This window comes from Nocardia salmonicida (genome assembly GCF_036142455.1).
Classification (GTDB): Bacteria; Actinomycetota; Actinomycetes; order Mycobacteriales; family Mycobacteriaceae; genus Nocardia; species Nocardia salmonicida.
The window spans coordinates 3,899,411-3,920,857 of the sequence record NZ_CP108014.1 but is presented as its reverse complement, the minus strand read 5'-3'; the positions used below and the strand labels follow the sequence as shown (position 1 = coordinate 3,920,857).

The following is a 21,447-nucleotide window of genomic DNA, read 5'->3' as shown; positions in this document are numbered from 1 at the left end:
CTACCGGCCCGCTCAGCGGCGCCGATCGACCCGCGAGCGCCCCGCCGTGTCCGCTCCACACAGCAGCGGCCCCGACCCGGAAACCGGATCGGGGCCGCTCGACACCTGCGGGAACAGGCGCGAAACCGACTCAGACGGCGGCCGAGGCCAGCGCCTCGGTGGACGCCACGGCCTGACCGACGCCGGCGACGATCGCCGCCGCACGCAGCGACTCGAAGATCACCTCGCGCGACAGACCCGCCTCGCGCAGCGTCTTCTCGTGCGCTTCGAGGCAGTGCGCGCAGCCGTTGATCGAGGAGACCGCGAACGACCACAGCTCGAAATCAGCCTTGTCGACGCCGGGGTTGCCGATGATGTTCATCCGCAGACCCGCGCGCAGGTCGTCGTAACGACCGTCCAGGAATGCCTTACCCCGGTAGAACACGTTGTTCATGCCCATGATCGACGCGGCGCCGAGCGCGGCCTCGTAGGCCTCGGCCGAGAGCACATCGGCGGCCTCCTCGGCCACCTCACGCAGGGTGGTGGCCGAGCGTGTGGCGGCGGCCGAAGCCAGCAGGGTGCCCCACAGCTGCTGCTCGTTGAGCACCGTGGTGCGGGCCAGCGAGGACAGATTGAGCTTGAGGTCCTTGGCGTACTCGGGAAGAGAGTTCTTCAGGTTCTCGATGCTCATGACAGTGGGGCTCCTTCAGGGTGGTTCGGTGGGGAAGTGGTTCAGACGCTGGCGGTGAGCAACTCGCCCGCGTTGATGGTCGGGTCGCCCTTCTTCCAGTTGCAGGCGCACAGCTCGTCGGACTGCAGGGCGTCGAGCACGCGCAGCACCTCGTCGACATTGCGACCGACCGAACCGGCGGTCACCGAGACGAACTGCACCTCGTTGTTCGGGTCGACGATGAAAGTGGCGCGGTCGGCGACACCGTCGGCGTTGAGAACACCGGCGGCGGTGGCCAGGTCACGCTTGAGGTCGGACAGGATCGGGAAGGGCAGGGTCTTGAGATCCTCGTGCTGGGCGCGCCACTGGAAGTGCACGAACTCGTTGTCGACCGAGGCGCCGAGGACCTGCGCGTCACGATCGGCGAACTCCTCGTTCAGCTTGCCGAACGCGGCGATCTCGGTCGGGCACACGAAGGTGAAGTCCTTGGGCCAGAAGAACACGATGCGCCACTTGCCCGCGTGGTCGTCGCTGGTGATCTGGGTGAAGTAATCGTCGGGCTGCTGTGCGTCGACCTTGGAGAGATCGCCTCCGATGACGGCCTTGAGGTTGTATGCCGGGAACTGGTCGCCGATGGTCAGCAGAGCCATGCTTCGTCTCCTCAGTGGTGGTGTGGTTGATGGTCAGCCTACTGAAAGGTAAAGCCGATTGCTGGTCGTACACTGATAGGTGTGAGTGATCAGACTTATCAGCCAACCCTGTCGCAGCTGCGTGCGTTCGTGGCCGTCGCCGAATACCGGCATTTCGGCACCGCCGCAGCGCGTTTGACTGTGAGTCAACCCACGTTATCGCAGGCACTGGCATCACTGGAAAACGGACTCGGGCTCCAATTGATCGAGCGCAGCACCCGCCGCGTGCTGGTCACCGCCGCGGGGATGCGGCTGCTGCCGCAGGCCATGGCGACCCTGGAAGCCGCCGACCGATTCGTGGCCTCGGCGACCGGCGACACCCTCGGCGGCACGCTGCGCGTGGGCATCATTCCGACCGTCGCCCCCTACGTGCTGCCCGAACTGTTGCCCGAGTTACGCCGCAAACTGCCCGGGGTGCTGCCCCAGGTGGTCGAGGACCAGACCGCGCGGCTACTGGAGGGCCTGCGCACCGGTGTGCTCGACGTGGCGGTGCTCGCGTTGCCGAGCGAAGCGAACGGCTTGGTCGAGATTCCGCTCTACAGTGAGGAATTCGTGCTGGTCACGCCGCGCGGCCACGAGCTCGCCGGCCGTACCGACCTGGCCGCGCCCGCCCTCGCCGACCTACCGCTGTTGCTGCTCGATGAGGGCCATTGCCTGCGTGATCAGACCCTTGACCTGTGTCGCTCGGCCGACGTGCAACCCGGGACGGTCGGCGATACCCGCGCCGCCTCGCTGACCACGGTCGTGCAGTGCGTGGCCGGCGGGCTCGGCGTGACGCTCATCCCGGAGATGGCCGTGGCCGCCGAGACCGCGCGCGCGAGCCTGGACATCGCGCGGTTCGCGACTCCCGCTCCTGGCCGCACGATCGGGCTCGCCTATCGGGGGTCCTCCGCGCGGGCCTCGGATTACGAATACCTCGCCGCGATCATTCGAGCCAAGCGCCCTTTCTGATCTCCTCTGTTCGGAGCTGTCGGGCAGGCTCGAATTCGGGATCGCGGTGCACCGCGACACCGCGCCGCTGAGGGATCGGCGGTGGCCACGCTCGCCACCGGAGCCGATGCGCATGTGCTCGGTGACCCCACCCGCGATGGTGTGGCCGCCACGCTCGATGAGAGCGCCGGGGTCGAAAGTCGTTGTGCCGCTGAGGGCGCGCCTTTCGGTGCGCATGGTCGCGCGCACGATCCGCGGCGGGGTGAGTGTTCACAGGCGGGAACTGTGTGACGCATTCGAATTCGAGGAACGCTGTAATGCTTGCTGGAGCTTCGAAGAAATATTTATCGGATCTCTATACGGTGATAACAGTGGCATGCAGCGAGTCGGCTGATCAACGTCGTTGCAGATGAGTTTTCGCAGGGTGTACGTCCCCCATGTGCCGGCACGCGCGAGAATTTCGCGGAGTAAATTAATGGCCCATAATAACTCGGCAATACAACGATATATCTACTGCTGCTGACCAGCGGAATATTTGCTTCAGCTAACTATCGGCATTCTTTAGTTCGAGGAATGTGTAGCCGAATCTCGAACGCCCACGACACCTTATAGCCATCTCTGTGGCGAGGCAAGGGGATGTGACATATTTGCGAATAGAGTCCGAATCGTGCCGAATTCGGTACCTGGGCCCCTCCAGGTGGTGATCCGGCGATGAACGAATGGCGGGGACGATCCACCGGCGAGAACGTTGAGTATGCGTCGGCGAGGTCGAGGGGCGATCGGCCCGGCTGCGCCTCCCTTATTGTCCGATGCTGTTTTCGTGACCATGTTGCAAGCTTTCTTCCAGGGAATGGGGCAACTTCCCGGCTATATAATCGACCTCTTGAAGATAGCGGTATCAACGGAGGTCGGAATGGGCCGAAAGAGTCGCGTAGATGGCAGTCCGGACCGGTCTGATAGGCCGGAAATCAGCTCATTCCGTTCTTCCCGAAACGTGGATTCGGGTAACGGTTCCGGCACTGGCTCCGATACTAACGGAGGGCCCTCATTCGATATCTTTCCCCTGACAGCGGCGCAGCGGGGGATCTGGTTTGCCCAGCATCTCGCGGAGTCGTCACCGATTTCCGTGGCCCAATATGTCGAGATCGTGGGCGAGTTGGACACCGAACTGCTTGCCGAGGCCTGCCGAACCGCCAGCCGCGAGTTCGAATCCGGGCATATGCGACTGATAGAGGTCGACGGAGAGCCGTGTCAGTTCGTCGACGCGGAGCATGGAGCTCTGGCGTCGATCCTGGACCTGCGCCACCACGCCGATCCGGTCGCGACTGCGCACAGCATGATGGTGCAGGACTATTCCGCTCCGCTGGACGTGTTGAACGACCACCTCGTGACAGCCATTGTGTTCCAGGTCGGCGACGACCATTTCCTGTGGTACCAGCGAGCGCACCATATCGCGCTCGACGGATTCGCCGCGGTAACGATGTTGCACCGGATGACCGAGTTGTACAACGCTTGGGTGAAGGGCGAGGAACCGCCATCGTGCGCGGCGCAGGACCTGGGGGTCATCGTCGAGCAGGATCTGGCGTACCGGGGTTCGACGCGTTTCGACAACGACCGCAGATATTGGCTGGAGCATCTGGAAGGCGCGCCGCCCGCCGTCAGTCTGGCCGGTCGCGTCGGCAAGCCCACCATTCATCCGGCGCTGGTCAGCACAGAGTTGCCCGACGCCACCGCGAGTCTGATGGAAAGCGTCGCGCTCGAACATGGTCAGAGCGTGGCTCCGACCATCGTCGCGGCGTTCGCCGCGTACCTCGCGCGGATGACCGGAAGCGATGAAGTGATGCTGAGCCTGCCGGTGTCGGGTCGGCACTCTGCCGTGCTGCGCCGTTCCGGGGGGATGGTGGCGAACGTGGTCCCGCTGCGGGTGCGGGTCGCGGGCCGCAGCGTCGGCGAACTGATCGCCGCTGTGCAAAGCGAGTTGACGAGCGCACTGCGGCGCCAGCGCTACCGCCAGGAAGACATATTCCACGATATGGGGATCGCGCGCGACGAGGCGGTATCCTTCGGGCCGGCCGTGAACCTCATGATGATCGAGAACGAGGTTGTGCTCGGCAACACGACAGGCCGCCTGAACGTCCTCACCTCAGGCCCTACCGCCGACCTCTTCGTCAATATCTACCCGGGTGCGGGCAAAGACAGTACACATATCGACTTCCAGGGAAATCCGAGTGTCTACAGCCAGGACGAGCTCGCTGGTCACCACCGGCGCTTCCGTATGTTCCTGCACGAATTCCTCGCCGGGGGAGCGGGATGTCCGGTCAGCAGATTGTCGCTGCTCGACGCACAGGAGCGGTCCGCGCTGCCTCGGGTGCGGGGGCCGAGCGGGGTCGAACCCCGGCTGCTTCCGGAGATTCTGACCGAGAGCGCGCGCCGCGATCCTGCTGCGTGCGCGATCATCTCGGCCGGGCAGACAATGACGTACGGCGAGCTGGATACCAGATCCTCGCAGCTGGCCCGCCATCTGAGAGCTCTGGGGTGTGGGCCGGACACGGCGGTCGCGATCATGCTGCGACGCTCGGTCGAATCCGTCGTGGCGACGTGGGCGGTCGCGAAATGTGGGGCCGCGTTCGTCATGGTGGACCCCGAGTACCCGCGCAAGCGGGTGGAACATATGGTCGCCGACAGCGGTGCGGCCGTGGCGATCACGGTCGACGCTTTGCGCGGGCGGCTCCCGTCGGCGATGCGTTCTGTGGTTCTCGATGACCCCGCGACCCTGGGGGAAGGCAGCGCCACGAGCGCACCGATGTCCGACGGCGACATGACCCGCCCACTACGGCCGTCCAATATCGCTTATGTCACCTATACCTCGGGATCCACCGGAGCGCCGAAAGGCGTCCAGGTCACGCACACCGGCCTCGCGAATCTGGTCGCCGATCGCGCCGCCACGTACGGAATCGACACGACCTCTCGGGTGTCCTATGCCCTCTCGCCCAGCTTCGACGCCGCCATGGAACAGTTTCTGACCTGCTTCGCGAGCGGATCCACGCTGGTGATCGTGCCGCCCGAGGTCACCGGCGGCGAGCCGCTCACGCGACTGCTGGCAGACGAGCACGTGACCCACCTGACGCTGACGCCCACGATGCTGGCAACCGTGGACCCGCACGAGGCCACCGACTTGCGAGTGGTCGTGGTCGGCGGCGACGTCTGTCCACCGCACGTCATCGAGCGGTGGGCGCCGTCGGTGTCGATGTACAACGAATACGGTCCCACCGAGGCCACCGTGACCGCCGTCGGCGCCATGCTGACACCCGACCACGCCCACCTGGTCGGTGGCCCCATTCGTGGTGTCTCGGCGATGGTGCTGGACCGAACGCTGCAACCGGTGCCGAAGGGCACCGCGGGCGAACTGTATCTCGCCGGGCCGGGACTGGCCCGCGGATACAGTCATCTGTTCGCCGCCACCGCCGCCCGGTTCGTCGCGGATCCGTACGGTGGCCCCGGCGAGCGGATGTACCGCACCGGCGACATCGCGCGCTGGACCGGCGACAACGCCGAAATGACGCTGGAATTGGCGGGGCGCAGCGACTTCCAGGTCAAGATCCGTGGCTACCGGATCGAACCGGGTGAAATCGACGCCGTGCTCACCACACACGAGGACGTGGATCTTTCCGTGACGGTGCCGGTGCACAACAACGCGGGCACGACGGTGCTGGCGTCGTATGTCGTCCCGGTCAGCGGCCGTCGGATCGAACCTCTCGAACTCGAGCGCTTCGCCCGGGATTCGCTGGCGCCGCATATGGTCCCGGCGGTGATCCTGCCGTTGGACAGCCTCCCGGTGAACGCCTTCGGCAAGCTCGATCGCGGCGCTCTGCCGAAGCCGGAATTCGGGACCGCGCCTGTCGGCCGTACGCCGGCCACCGCCAGGGAGAAGGCGGTCGCGAAGCTGTTCACCGAGGTGCTCGGTGTGCCGCTCGTCGGGGCGGACGACAGCTTCTTCGCCCTGGGCGGCGACAGCATTCTGTCGATCCGGCTGGTGGCGCGGGCCAAGGGCGAGGGCCTGAGTTTCTCCACCCAGGATGTGTTCGTGCACAAGACCGTCGCGGCCTTGGCGGCCGCTGCCACGGCCACGCAAGCACGCGATACCCCCGAGTTGGACGAGTTGCCCGGAGGCGGCGTCGGACCGATGCCGTTGTCGCCGATCATGTACGCGATGCTCGATCGGGGTCATTACGACCGATTCGCGCAGGCCGCGCTCGTGCAGCTGCCCGACGGGGTCGATCGGGCGGGCCTCGTGCGCGCACTGGGAGCCCTGCTGGACCGCCACGACCTGCTGCGCGCGGTGTTGCGCGGCGATTCGGGTGATCGGTACGTCGAGGTACTCGAGCGCGAAGCGGTCGACCCGGACGCCGCGCTCATCGATGTTCGGCTCGATCGGCGAGATGCCGCCGAGGTCGACCGGCACCTGCAGCAGGCCGCGGATCGATTGGACCCGGCCGAGGGCGTGCTCGTTCGAGCCGTCTGGATGCAGGATCGCAACGGCTCGGGACCCGACCTGATGTGGCTGGTGGTTCACCATCTCGCCGTCGACGTGGTGTCGTGGCGCATCATCCTCGCCGACCTCGCGCAGGCCTGGTCGCAGGTATCCGACGGCGGCGAACCGGATTTCGGCCCGATCACCACCTCGTTCCGGCGATGGGCGCACGGCCTGGTCGAACGGGCGCCGAGCAGACGGTCGGCGGAGCTCGACGGGTGGAAAGACGTACTCGCGCGAGGTGATCAGCTACTCGGATCGCGCCGTCTGGTTCCGGATCGTGACGTCGGGTCGACGGCGGGCCGGGTACATCAGCGCATTCCGGCAGCGGTCACCGAGGCGGTCCTCACCACGATTCCGGACCGTTTCCACTGCAGCGCCAACGATCCGCTGCTCGCGGCCCTGGTACTGGCACTCGGAGAGTGGCGGCGCAGGCGCGGTACGGCGGCGGCCGCCGGAGAGTTGATCTCGCTGGAGGGACACGGCCGCGAGGAGCAAGCCGTACCCGGCGCCGATCTCAGCGGCACCGTGGGCTGGTTCACCACACGCTTCCCGGTTCGGATCGAGTGCGACGATGTCGACCTCGATGACGCGCTGGCCGGCGGCACGGGCGCTGGAACGGCGATAAAACAGGTGAAGGAGCAGTTGCGCGCGGTGCCGGGCAACGGCATCGGCTACCAGATGCTGCGTCATCTCGATTCCCAGGGCAGGGCCGAGCTCGCGGACCTGCCCGAACCGCAGATCAGTTTCAACTACCTCGGGCGGGTGGGTGTCGGCGAACGTTCGGTGCCCTGGGCGCCCACCACCGAGTTCACCGCACTGACCGCGACGAGCGATCCGGAGATGGCGCTGCCGGCCCTGCTCGATATCAATGCGATCGCCGAGGAAGGTCGCGACGGGCTCGAACTCGACGTGACCTGGGAGTTCGCCTCGCAGGTACTGGACCGCGAGGACGTCGACGAGCTCGCCGGGCTGTGGGCTCGCGCCCTGGGGGCGCTTGCCGAGCACGTCCGATCCGACACCGGATACGGGTTCACCCCCTCCGACTTCCCACTCACCGCGGTAGCGCAGGACGATGTCGACCGCTGGCTGGGCGAATACCCGTCGATGATCGATGTGTGGCCGCTCACCGCCTTGCAGTCCGGGCTGCTGTTCCACACGGTCTACGACCGCGACGGCGACGACGGCTACATCGTGCAGGTGGCGCTGACGTTCGCCGGGCAGGTGGACGGGCCCCGGATGCGGCGGGCCGCGCAGGTGCTCATCGACCGGAACGACAGCCTGCGGACCGCCTTCGTCGAGAGTGCCGATGGGCCACGCCAGATCGTTCTGCGCAACACCGAGGTCGATTGGGGCGAGTCGAGTATCGCCGACATCATCGATGCCGACCGGCAGGCGCGGGCACTTCGGCGACTCGCGACGGCGGCCGCGGCTCCGTTCGATCCGGCCCACCCACCGCTGGTGCGGTTCCACCTCGTGCGCACCGGCGTGGATACCTTCCAGTTGCTGGTCACCAACCACCATCTCGTGCTGGACGGCTGGTCGATGCCGCTGCTGATCCACGAGTTGCTCTCGTTGTACATCTCGGACGGCGATACCGTCGAGCTCGCGTCCCCTCGTTCGTACCGGGAGTATCTGCAGTGGCTGCAGGCTCAGGATCGCGACGCCGCGATCGCCGCGTGGCAGGAGACGCTCGCCGGAATCGACAGTCCGACACGGGTCACGGACAGGCCGGATCGGTCCGTCACCGCGCAGGTCGGTGAGGTCGACCTGGAACTGGACGCCGCGACCACCGCCGCGCTTCTCGATCTGGGCCGCTCACACGGCGTCACCGCCAACACGGCCTTGCAGGTGGCGTGGGCATTGCTGGTGGCCGCGCTGACCGGACGGTCGGACGTGGTGTTCGGCAATACGATCGCGCACCGCCCGCCGCAGATTCCGGATGTCGAGCGCATGGTCGGGCTTCTGGTCAACACGCTGCCCGTCCGAGTCCGCCTCGAACCCGGCGAAACCGTCGGCGAGCTGCTCGTCCGCGTGCAATCCGAGCAGGCCGCCATGCTGGATCACCAGTACGTCGGCTTGGCGGAGCTGCAACGGGCCACCGGCATCACCGATATGTTCGACACCGCGACGGTGCTCGAGTCCTATCCGCTCGACCGGGAACTGTTGGCGCGCAATCTCTCCGACGCCGGCTTGCGGTTCGTCGACATCGACGCCCACGATGCCACGCCGTATCCGCTGAGTTTACAAGTGTCCCCGCCTCGGTCGAGTGGCGACCGAGGACCGAACGCGGCCGACCAGTCCGGCACCTACACGGTGGCACTGAAATTCGCCGCCGACCGATTCGATGCGGACGAGGTCCGCACGCTGCTCGAACGCTTCGAGCTCCTGCTCACGCAGATCGTCGGGTATCCCACCCGCAAGGTCGCCGCGATCTCGTCCTGCTGGGATTCCGAACGGGCGGAACTGCTTTCGGTCGGCAGCGAGGAGCCCGCCGCGGAGCTCGTGCTGCGAGACATCCTATGGGGAACCGCACGGAAGTATCCGGATGCCGTTGCTGTCCGCAGCGGTGATGCCACGTGGACCTATCAGGAGCTGGAGCGTCGCGCCGACGGGTTCGCTCGCCTGCTGGTCGACCATGGTGCTCGCGCGGAGTCGATCGTCGCGTTGGCCGTTCCCCGGTCGGCCGAACTGGTGGTGGCGATCTGGGCGGTGGCGAAAACAGGTGCCGCCTTCCTGCCGTTGGATCCGGGCAATCCCGCCGCGCGGATCGAGGAGTTGTTGTCGGACTCCCGGACCCGTCTGGGCGTGACGACCAGCGCTGTCGCGCCACAGCTTCCGAATAGTGTCGACTGGTTGACTCTGGACGCTTCGGCTTCGGACGCGCAGGAGGGTCGACGTCCGTCCGGTTCCCCGGCCGGGGCCGACCGGCTGTCGGCCGACAACGCGGCATACGTGATCTATACGTCCGGATCGACGGGCAAACCGAAGGCGGTCCACCTCAGCCATCGAGGACTGGCCGATCTCGTCGCGGCGCAAGTCGACGCGTTCGGCGTCGGTACGGATTCGGTGGTGTTGCAGGTCGCGTCGCCCGGATTCGACGCCTGCTTGTCGGAGTTGCTGTTGGCGCACGGCAGTGGCGCCGCTCTCGTGGTGGCGCCGCCGGAGGTGTACGCCGGGACCGACCTCGAGGATTTGATTCGTGCACAGCGGGTTTCGCACGCGATCATCACCCCGTCGGTGCTGAAGACCATGGATCCGTCCCGGACGCCGTCGTTGACATCGCTCGCGCTCGTCGGCGAAGCGACCGAGCCGGACACCGTGAACCGGTGGGGCCATGGGCGACGCCTGATGAATCATTACGGACCTACCGAGTGCACCATCTGGGCGACGGGGTCGGACGTCGTTCCCGGCGAGCCGGTGACGATCGGCGGCCCGATCCCAGGCGCGTCCGCGATAGTTCTCGATACGTGGCTGCGGCCGGTGCCGGTCGGTGTCGTGGGCGAGCTCTATATCGGGGGGCCCGGACTCGCCCGCGGGTACGTCGATCGACGGGGCGTCACCGCGTCACGCTTCGTCGCGGATCCGCGCTCCACCCGCGGCGAGCGGATCTATCGCACCGGTGATTCCGTGCGTTGGGTCCGCGGACGCGCCGGATTGGCACTGGAATATCTGGGCCGTGGCGATCAGCAGGTCAAGATTCACGGCCTGCGGATCGAGCCGGGGGAAATCGATGCCCACCTGGCTCAGCACCCGGAGGTGGCGAGCGTGGCCACCGTCGTGGTGAAGGGGCCTGCCGACGAACCGATTCTGGTGTCCTATTTCGTCTCCGCCTCGGGCGCCGCGGTAGATGTGGCGGCACTCGGCGACGATCTCTCGGGCACGCTACCGCGCTATATGAATCCCGCGGCGATTGTGCAGCTCGAGGAGATGCCGCGCACGCCTACCGGGAAACTCGATCGGAAAGCATTGCGGCAGCGGGCCTTCGAGTCCGACGCCGCAGGCGGCAGAGCGCCGTCGACGCACACCGAGCAGGTCGTGGCGAAACTCTTCGCCGAGGTGCTCCATCTCGACACCGTGTCCGCCGACAGCAACTTCTTCGCGCTCGGCGGGGACAGTATCGTCTCGATGCGGCTGGTGGCGCTGGCGAGATCCGCCGGGCTCACGTTCACGCCGCGAGAGGTGTTCGAAGGCAAGACCGTTGCCGCCCTTGCCGCGATGGCCGGCGGTGAGCCGGTGCCGGTGACGGATCGCGCCCCGGACTCTCCGCTCGTCGCGCTCACACAACCCGACCTCGCTCGGCTCGAGCAGCATTACCACGGCCTGTCCGACGTATGGCCGTTGTCGCCCATGCAATCCGGTGTGCACTTCCACTCGACGTTCGACCCGGATGCCGGGGACAACTACACCGTCCAGACGATGATCGGATTCTCCGGCGCGGTCGACGGTGAGCGCCTGCGCCGTGCCGCTCAGGCCGTGGTCGACCGGCACGACATCCTGCGGGCCGCCTTCGTGGAGACCGCGGCCGGACCGTGCCAGATCGTGCTCGACCATGCCGAGATCGGTTTCCGAGAGATCGATCTCGGCGATGCGGCATCCCCGGCCGACCCGGAATCGATTGCCGCGGCGGACGCGGCGGCGGGCTTCGACCTGTCGGCTGCTCCGCTCCTGCGCTTGACGCTGATCCGCCTCGACGCGGGGTCCTTCCGGCTGCTCGTCACCAATCACCATGTGATCCTGGACGGCTGGTCGATGCCGCTGCTGATGCGGGAACTACTCGACTACTACGGGTCTCCCGACCATATCGACTCCGCCGGACCTGCTCCCTCCTACCGCGACTATCTGTCCTGGTTGGGGCGGCAGGACAGTTCCGCATCCAAAGCGGCATGGAAGCAAGCCTTTTCGGATGTCGACGCACCCACCCGGGTGTCCCGCGACGTGGGTGCGGCGGGTTCGGTATCCACCGCTGAGGTCGGGGCCGAGCTGGCGGCAGATCTTTTCGGAGACCTCCGTCGAGTGGCGGCGGAGGCGGCCGTCACCCTCAATACAGCGGTCGCCGCGGCCTGGGCCCTGAATCTGCGCGTGCTGACCGGGGAGACCGATGTGATCTTCGGCTCCGCGGTGTCGGGACGGCCCCCGGAGTTGCCGCTGGTCGATCAGACGCTGGGCATGTTCCTGACCACGATTCCCGTGCGAGTCCCGCTCGAACCCACCATGACGGTGCGCGCGCTGCTGACCAGTATTCAGGCGCGGCACGCCGGCATGCTGGATCATCACCACATCGGGCTACCCGAGATCCACCGCAGCGTCGGCCTGCCCGAACTCTTCGATACCGCCATCACTTTCCAGTCGTTCCCTGTCGACCGGACGGCACTGCAGCGGCTCATCGATTCGGCGGGCCTGCGGGTGGACGAACTCAGCGGCGTCGACGCGACGCCGTACCCGCTGAGCCTGGTCGTGGAACCGAAACAGTCCGAGCACGGTGAAGCACAGGGACTGCGGATCACCCTGCGATTCCACGACCGCGCATTCGACACCGCGGCCGCGCGCCGGATCCTCGACCGCTTCGTCGAGTTGCTCGGCCGGATCGCGATCAACCCCGACGTCCGGCTGGGCGAGCTGCCGCTCGGCGAGGAACCGGGGCCGTCGTGGCCGGATTCGGTTGTGGAGCAGGCGATCCCGGACACGCTGGACCGGATACTGGCCGCTCGCGCTGCCGCCGAACCCGACGCGATCGCCGTGCGATGCGGCGACACCGCCATGACCTACCGGCAACTCGACGAGCGATCCGCACAGCTGGCCCGGTTCCTGCTGCGGCACGGTGTCCGGCGGGGACAGGTCGTCGCCGCTGTGCTTCCGCGATCCCTGGCGGCGACCCTCGCCCTGTGGGCCGTGGCGAAGACCGGCGCCGCGTTCCTGCCGATAGATCCGACTCTGCCATCGGAGCGGATCGAATATCTGCTGTCGGACTCGAGGACCGCGCTCGGGCTGACCGACACGTTTGCCAGGGAACATCTTCCTGACAGCGTCGAGTATCTGATCCTCGACCAGGAACAGATACTCGGCGCCGAGGACTCGGTTCCCGCTGGGCCGATCACCGACGCCGAACGCGGCGGGCCGATTCGACGGGAGCAGACCGCGTACGTGAGCTATACCTCCGGGTCGACCGGTATGCCCAAGGGCGTACTCGTCAGCCATCGCGGCCTGGCCGATATCGTCGCGGCGCAGCGGCGGATACTCGGCGTCGACCCGATGTCGGTGGTCCTGCAGGTGGCCTCGCCCAGCTTCGACGCGTCGGTGTTCGAGTTGTTGATGGCGCACGGCTCGGGCGGTCGACTGGTCGTCTCGCCTGCCGATGTCTACGCCGGCCCCGAGCTGGCGGATCTCATCGGGCGCGAACATATCTCGCATGCGGTGATCACTCCCTCGGCGCTGGCGACCATCTCGTGCGACGCTCTCGACGGGCTGCGCGTGCTGGCAACAGCCGGTGAGCCGGTCGGGCCGGAACTGGTCGATCGGTGGGCGCCGCATCGCACCATGGTCAATCTCTATGGGCCGAGCGAAAGCACTATCTGGGCTACCGCCAGCGACGCGCTGACGCCCGGTGCCGCGATCACGATCGGCAAGCCGGTCGGCCCCGTGGCGGTCGTCGTCCTCGATACCTGGCTGCGGCCCGTGCCGCACGGTGTCGAGGGCGAGCTGTACCTGTTCGGCGTCGGTCTGGCCGACGGGTACGCCGCCAGGAGGGGGTTGACCGCGGCGCGATTCGTCGCATGCCCGTTCGCGGAGTCGGGGCAGCGCATGTACCGCACCGGTGACGTGGTGCGCCGCGGCGTCGATGGCGATCTGGAGTTCTTGGGGCGCAACGATTTTCAGGTGAAGGTGCACGGCACCAGGGTCGAGTTGGGCGAGATCGACGCGGTGCTCGACGCGCGTGCCGATGTGGTGTACGCGGTCACGGTGCCGCGCCGCGACGGCGGACGCCCGGTGGTGCTGGTGTCCTATGTCGTGCCCGCGCCGGGGGCGGAGGTCTCGGGCGAGGAGTTGCGTGCGGCACTGGCTGAGGTGTTACCCCGGTACACGGTGCCGTCCGCGGTGATGGTGCTGGACGAGGTGCCGCTGACCGTCAACGGGAAGCTGGATCGCGAGCGGTTGCCCGAGCCGGTTGCCGTCACGCGAGAATTCCGGGCGCCGTCGCCAGGATTGGAAGAGTTGGTCGCGCGGACCTTCGAGCAGGTGCTCGACGTGGACCAGGTGGGCGTCGACGACGACTTCTTCGCACTGGGCGGCGATTCGCTGAGCGCCTCGATGGTGGTGGCGCGCATCGGCGCTGCCCTGGACGCGCGAGTGCCGGTGCGGTCGGTTTTCGAGGCGCCGACCGTCGGCGGACTGGCCGGGCTGGCCGCGGCGGTCAGCGGTGGGGGCCGGTTGCCCCTGCTGCCGGGAGTGCACCCCGACTCCGTGCCGTTGTCGCTGGCGCAGCAGCGGATGTGGTTCCTGAACCGGTTCGAGCCGGACTCCGCGGTGCACAACATTCCGGTGATGCTGCGGCTGTCCGGACGGCTGGACACCGAAGCGCTGGGTGCCGCGCTCGCCGATGTGGTCGCGCGCCACGAAGTATTGCGGACGATCTATCCGGAAGCCGCCGGTGAGCCGCGCCAGGTCGTTCTCGACGAGCCCGCGGTGCCGGTGCGGCCGGTGCGCGTGCACGCGGATTCGGTCCCGGAGGTGGTGGGCGAGTTCGTGCGGGGTGGATTCGATGTGACTGCCCGAGTGCCGATGCGAGTGGGATTGTTCGAGCTGGGCGCCGAGCACGACAGTGACACCGGCGAATTCCTGCTGGTGCTCGTGGTCCATCACATCGCAGGCGACGGTCAGTCGATGGGGCCACTGGCCCGTGACGTGATGGTGGCCTACGTCGCGCGACTGGCCGGGCAGGCGCCGGAGTGGGAACCGCTCGCCGTGCAGTACGCGGACTACGCGTGGTGGCAACGGCAGATGCTGGGAGCCGCGGACGATCCGGCGTCGTTGATGTCGCAGCAGGTGGAGTTCTGGCGCTCGACCCTCGCGGGTGCACCGGACCGGCTGGAACTACCGACGGACCGCCCACGCCCGGCCGTCGCGTCGCTGTCGGGAGACCGGGTACCGGTGGAGATCGGTGCGAGGCTGCACGAGCGGCTGGTCGCGCTGGCCCGGTCGCGGGGGTCGTCGCTGTTCATGGTGATGCACGCCGCACTGGCAACGGTATTGGGGCGGCTCAGCGGCAGCGACGACGTCGTGATCGGCACCCCGGTCGCGGGGCGGGGCGAGCCCGGTCTGGACGATCTGGTGGGGATGTTCGTGAACACGCTGGCATTGCGGACCCGGGTGGATACGGGCGAGCCGTTCGCCGAGTTGCTGATGCACACGCGGGAGACGGACCTGCTGGCGTTCGAGCACGCGGACGTGCCGTTCGAGCGGGTCGTGGAGGAGTTGAACCCGGAGCGATCGGCGGCCCGACATCCGTTGTTCCAGGTGGCCCTGGCATTTCAGAACGTGTCGACGGTCGATGTGGTGCTGCCCGACGTCCGGGTGACGCGGGCGAATGTGGATACCGGGGCGATCCAGTTCGACCTGCAACTGGTGCTGGCCGATTCCTCCGGCAATGCCGGTGCGGCGCAGGGTATGTCGGGAATGCTGACCTATGCGCGGGATCTGTTCGACGAGGCGACCGCGGCGGCGATCGTCCGGCGGCTGGTGCGGGTACTGGAAGCCGTCGCCGACGATCCGACCGTCGTAGTCGGGGATATCGACTGGCTGGAAGCCGACGAGCGCTCGGCGCTCACCTCCCGGATCGGGGCGCGCACCGTGTCGGCGCTGGAGCCGCCCGCATTGCTGCCGGAGGTGTTGACCTCGGCCGTCCGGGACAACGGCGACGGTATCGCCGTCGTCGCGGGGGATGCCACGCTGTCGTACAAGCAGCTGGACGAACGATCGAACCGACTGGCGAGGGTGCTGATCCGCCGTGGCGCCGGACCGGAGAATCCGGTGCTGGTGGCGGCGGCGCGGTCGACGGAGTCCGTCGTCGCGTGGTGGGCGGTGGTGCGGTCGGGTGCGGCGTACGTGCCGGTGGACCCACGCTATCCCGAAAGCCGGATCGAGCAGATGGTGTCGGATTCTCGTGCGACGCTAGGGATTACGGTGTCGTCGGTGCGGGCCCAACTGCCCGATTCGGTGGACTGGATCGTGCTCGACGACCCGGCCGTCGCCGCGCGGATCGACGCGGCGGCGAGCGGCCCGATCGGCGACGACGAGCGAACGCGGCCACTGCGGGTCTCGGATGTCGCCTACGTGGTCTTCACCTCCGGATCCACCGGAGTGCCGAAAGGCGTGGCCGTCACCCATTCCGGCGTCGCCGACTTCGTCTCGGGGCGGCGTGCCGACCGCGGGCTCCAGCACACGTCCAGGGTGTTGCATTTCGCGTCGCCGTCGTTCGACGCCGCACTGATGGAGATCCTCATGGCGGTCAGCCGGGCCGGTGCGTTGATCGTGGCGCCGACGGGGATCTACGGCGGTGGTGAGCTGGCCGAGTTCTTGCGCGTGCAGCGGGTCACCCATGCCTTCATGACCCCGGCCGCGCTCGCGTCGGTCGATCCGGCCGGGCTCGACGACTTGCGGCTGGTGATGTCCGGTGGTGAGGAGGTCCCGACGGATCTGGTGAGCCGATGGGCGGGTACCGATGTCACGGGCGTCCGGGAGTTCCTGGTGCTGTACGGGCCGACCGAGGCCACGATGATCGCCACGGCGACGCGCGCGCTGCGACCCGATGATCGGCCGACGATCGGTGCTCCGCTGCCGGGGATGCAAGCGCTGGTCCTGGACGCCCGCCTGCAGCCGGTGCCGGTGGGGGCGGCCGGAGAGTTGTATCTGGCGGGTCCGGCGTTGGCGCGCGGGTACCTGAACAAGCCGGCTACCGATGCGGCACGGTTCGTCGCGCATCCGTTCGGGGAATCGGGACGCCGCATGTACCGGACCGGTGACGTGGTGCGCTGGAATGCCGACGGTGAGCTGGAGTTCCTGGGGCGCAACGATTTCCAGGTGAAGATCCGTGGTTACCGGGTGGAGCTGGGCGAGATCGACGCGGTGCTGAGCGCACGGGCGGAGGTGGCGTACGCGGTCACGGTGCCGTGGCGTGCGGGCACCGGTCCGGCGCAGTTGGTGTCCTACGCGGTGCCCGAAACCGGGGCGAGTCTCTCGGGTGAACAGCTGCGCGCGGCGTTGGCCGAGGTGCTGCCGTCGTACCTGGTGCCCGCCGCGGTGATGATCCTCGACGCCATTCCCCTGTTGCCGAACGGCAAGCTCGACCGCACGGCCCTGCCCGCACCCGTTGTCCAGGCCAAGCGATTCCGGGCCCTGGTGTCACCGGCGGAGGAGATCGTGGCGGGCGTCTTCGCCGACGTCCTCGGTATCGACGGTCCCGTCGGCGCCGACGACGACTTCTTCGACCTCGGCGGCAACAGCCTGGTGGCCACTCGGGTAGCCGCGCGGATCGGTGCCGCGCTCGACGTGACCATCCCGGTGTCGGTGATCTTCGAAGCGCCGACGGTCGAGAGGTTGGCCGCGCGCGCCGAATCGCAGGCCGACACCGGTCGGGTAGCGCTGACCGCGCAACCGCGGCCGGAGCGGATTCCCCTGTCGTCGGCACAGCAGCGGATGTGGTTCCTGAACCGGCTGGAGCCCGGCTCGGCCGCCTACAGCATTCCGATCGTGCTACGGCTGTCCGGACGGCTGGATCTCGACGCGCTACGCGCGGCGATCGAGGATGTGGTGAACCGGCACGAAGTACTGCGGACCGTATACCCGTATGCCGAGGGCGCGCCGTCGCAGGTTGTCCTTCCCACCGCGCAGGCGTGTGCGCCGATCACCGTGACCTCGGTCGCGGAACCGGAACTGGAGGAGTCGTTGTCGGCGTTCGTCTCGACGGTGTTCGATGTGACGGTCGAGGCCCCGTTGCGGGTGCGGTTGTTCGAGCTCGGGCCGGACGAGTGGGTCCTGGCCGTGGTGGTACACCACATTGCCTGCGACGGGTCGTCGCTCGGCCCGCTGGCGCGGGACATGATGACCGCGTACACGGCTCACCTGCTCGGGGAGACGCCGAGTCGGCTGCCGCTGCCGGTGCAGTACGCCGACTACGCGATCTGGCAGCGGACGGTACTGGGTGCCGAAGACGATCCGGAGTCGCTGCTCCGTGCCCAGATCGACTACTGGACACTCGAATTGGCGGAGCTCCCGGTGGTGCTGGGACTGCCGACCGACCGACCGCGTCCGCCCGTACAGACCCATGCGGGCGCGAGCGTACCGTTGACCGTCGGCGCCGATCTGCATGCGGGACTCCAGCAGGTGGCGCGAGCACACAACACGACGCTGTTCATGGTCTTCCACGCTGCGCTGGCGGCCACGCTGGCCCGGCTGGCCGATACGGACGACATCGCGATCGGCACTCCGTTCGCGGGCCGCGGCGAGCCCGAACTCGACGATCTGGTCGGGATGTTCGTCAACACCCTGGTGCTGCGGACCCGGTTGACGCCGGGGATGACGTTCACCCAGCTACTCGAACACCAGCGGGGGACCGATCTGGCCGCGTTCGGGCACGCCGATGTTCCGTTCGAGCGGCTGGTGCAGGAGTTGAACCCGGTGCGGTCGCACGCCCACCATCCGCTGTTCCAGGTGATGCTGGCATTCCAGAACGTCGCCGGGGCCCAGTTCGAACTTCCGGGGCTCTCGGCGTCCGCCATGACGGCCGACGCCGACATCGCGTTGTTCGATCTGCTGATCACGATGTCGGATTCCTATGACTCCGCCGGTGACCCGGTCGGCCTCAGTGGCGCGGTGATCTACGCGAGCGACCTCTTCGACGCAGCGACAGCGACAGCGATCGTCGATCGCCTGCTGCGCGTGCTCGACGCGCTGGTGACCGATTCGGCACAGCCGGTGCGCGAGGTGGATCTGCTCGGCGCCGACGAACGCGAAACCATTCTGACGCAGTGGAATTCGACCGATCACAATCTGGATCCGGGCGAGACGCTCGCCTCCGTCTTCGCTCACGCCGTGCGGGCGCACGCGGACCGGCCCGCGGTGACAGCCGGCGAACAGACGTTGACCTATGCGGAATTCGCGTCCCGCGTCCATCGGTTGGCGCGGTGGTTGATCTCCAGCGGAGTGGGTCCGGAGTCGTTGGTGGCGCTGCGGATGCGACGTTCACTGGACCAGGTCGTCGCCATCTACGCGGTGCACGCCGCAGGCGGCGGGTACGTGCCGGTCGATCCGGACCTGCCGGCGGATCGCATCGCCTACATGCTGTCCATCGCCGCACCGGTGCTGGAGCTGTCGTCCCTCGAGGGGCTGGAGCTGTCCGGATTCGATGACGGGCCGGTCACCGACGCCGATCGGCTCGCACCGCTGCGATCCCACAATGTCGCCTACGTGATCTTCACCTCCGGGTCGACCGGTCGACCGAAAGGCGTGGCGGTATCGCACTGTTCGGTGGTCAACCAGATGCGGTGGGTCGATGAGACCTACGGGCTGACGCCGAATGACGTCGTGCTGCAGAAGTCCCCGGCCACGTTCGACATGTCGGTGTGGGAGCTGTTCGCGGCACCGGTGGTGGGCGCGCGGCTGGTGATCGCGCGAGCCTACGGGCATACCGACCCGGCTTATCTCGCCGAAACCATTGCCGCCCAGCGGGTCACGTTCGCCGCCCTCGTGCCGTCGATGCTGGCGGTACTCGCGGACACGGCGCCCGCGGAGTCACTCGAGTCGTTGCGGACGCTGCTGGTGGGCGGTGAGGCATTCGGCCCCGAGACGGTGGCCGCGGCACGGCGAATCGTGCCCGGAGTCGAGCTGCACAATCTGTACGGGCCGACCGAAGCCACCGTGTGCTCGACCGCGCATCGGGTGACCGAAACCGAGAGCGGGAACATGCCGATCGGCTCACCGGTATGGAACACGCGGGTATACGTACTCGACGACCGGTTACATCCGGTACCGGCCGGTGTCGCCGGGGAGCTGTACTTGGCGGGCACCCAGCTCGCCCGCGGCTACCAGTCACGTCCTGGCCTCACCGCGGAACGGTTCGTGCCCGACCCGTACGGTGACGGCCTGCGCCTGTACCGCACCGGCGACCTGGTGCGCTGGCGCCGGACCGGCGAATTGGAGTACCTGGGCCGCACCGATTTCCAGGTGAAGCTGCGCGGCCTGCGTATCGAACTCGGTGAGATCGAGGCAGTACTCGCCGAGCACCCCAGCATCGCGCGGGCGATCGCGGTGGTGCGCCCCATCGGTGTGATGGAGCACCTCGTCGCCTACGTCGTGCCCGCCGCCGGCGCCACGGTCGACACCGTGGCGGTCTCGGCGCACGCGGCGACCAAACTGCCCGACTACATGGTGCCCGCCACGCTGATGGTGCTCGACACGGTGCCCCTGCACACATCGGGCAAGCTGGACCCGTTGCGGCTACCGGAGCCGGTGCTCGCGGTAGCGGAGTTCAGGGAGCCCTCGTCGTGGCTGGAAGGCGAGGTCGCACGGGCCTTCGGAACGGTACTCGGCGTGGATCGGGTGGGCGCGGACGACGACTTCTACGCATTGGGTGGCAACTCGCTGAAATCGGTCCAGGTGGTGAGCGAGTTGCGCAAGGAACTCGACTACGAGGTTCCGATCAGCTGGATGCTGTCCGATCCCTGCCCCGCCGACCTGGCCAAGCGGATCGAATCCAGAATCGACGCCGATCCCGCCGCCGACGGGACCGATGCCGGCTTCGACACGCTGCTGCCGATCCGGACCGCCGGTGAGCGAGCCCCACTGTTCTGTATCCACCCGGCCTTGGGCCTGTCGTGGTGTTACCGCACACTCGACCGCTACCTCTCCGACGATCGACCGATCTACGGCATCCAGGCGCCACAGCTCAGCGGCGAGACCCCCGGTCCGACAACGATCGAAGAAATGGCCGCACGCTACTTCGACGAGATTCGCGCGATTGCGCCACACGGCCCCTATCACCTCCTCGGCTGGTCACTGGGTGGTGCGATCGCCCACGCCATCGCTGTCGAGATGCGCGCCGCCGGGGAAGAGGTCGCGCTGCTGGCACTGTTGGACGCCGAGGTGGGCGGTGTCGACGAGTCGACGCTGCGCGCCGTCACGGCCGGCGAGCTGATCAGCAATCTCGGCCCGGTCATGGGCGTCGATTTCGTCAGCCCCGACGCGAGTGCCGAGGAGGCCGCCGACCTGATCGAACGGCACCTGGGGAGCAGCCTCGGTATCGACGCCGCACGGATCCAGCGTCTGACCGATGCCTACAACCTGGCGGTCCGGGCGGCCGGCGCGTGGCATCCCGCGGTCTTGGACAGCGACGCGCTCTATTTCACCGCGACGCGCGACAGGCGATCCGACGCCACGGGTCACGAGGGATGGACGCGGGTGGTCCGTGGGCAGTTGTCGAATTTCGACATCGATGTGGCCCACCTCGATATGACCCAACCGGGTGCGATCGCCGAGATCGCCCGGATTCTCAACGCGCGATTGGACAGCTGAGCGCGTTTCCGCTCGACCAGGTGGCCCACCTGGCGGTCCGGTTCGGTGCCTGCGCGTGCGACACCGACCTGGTCGCCTGCTAT

General features: G+C 67.6%; 4 protein-coding genes. 2 read left to right on the top strand and 2 right to left on the bottom strand.

Annotated elements, in window-relative coordinates; genetic code table 11:
• Positions 1–130 precede the first annotated feature (130 nt).
• Both ahpD and OHS03_RS18525 read right to left on the bottom strand, forming a co-directional pair.
• The gene (ahpD, locus tag OHS03_RS18530; RefSeq protein ID WP_328655786.1) at positions 131–670 is read right to left on the bottom strand and encodes an alkylhydroperoxidase, AhpD family; all 540 of its coding nucleotides are present in this window, start codon (positions 668–670) and stop codon (positions 131–133) included.
• A gap of 41 nt (positions 671–711) precedes the next feature.
• Complete coding sequence (locus tag OHS03_RS18525) at positions 712–1,299, bottom strand: peroxiredoxin (protein ID WP_328655784.1); 588 nt, start codon at positions 1,297–1,299, stop codon at positions 712–714.
• Positions 1,300–1,380: 81 nt separating this feature from the next.
• Here OHS03_RS18525 and OHS03_RS18520 point away from each other — a divergent pair, with 81 nt between their 5' ends.
• Together OHS03_RS18520 and OHS03_RS18515 are read left to right on the top strand one after the other, a co-directional pair.
• Positions 1,381–2,289: a hydrogen peroxide-inducible genes activator gene (locus OHS03_RS18520; RefSeq protein WP_056811327.1), complete on the top strand. Its 909-nt coding sequence runs from the start codon at positions 1,381–1,383 to the stop codon at positions 2,287–2,289.
• Between the two features lie 805 nt (positions 2,290–3,094).
• Positions 3,095–21,364 (top strand): non-ribosomal peptide synthetase, encoded by an 18,270-nt coding sequence (locus OHS03_RS18515; RefSeq protein WP_328664286.1) that lies wholly within the window; start codon positions 3,095–3,097, stop codon positions 21,362–21,364.
• The last annotated feature ends 83 nt before the right edge of the window (positions 21,365–21,447 follow it).

Bases quoted from the DNA above. Each gene is read 5' to 3' on its own strand.
- OHS03_RS18515 (WP_328664286.1), top strand. From the start codon at position 3,095: ATGTTGCAAGCTTTCTTCCAGGGAATGGGGCAACTTCCCGGCTATATA.
- ahpD (WP_328655786.1), bottom strand. From the start codon at position 670: ATGAGCATCGAGAACCTGAAGAACTCTCTTCCCGAGTACGCCAAGGAC.
- OHS03_RS18525 (WP_328655784.1), bottom strand. From the start codon at position 1,299: ATGGCTCTGCTGACCATCGGCGACCAGTTCCCGGCATACAACCTCAAG.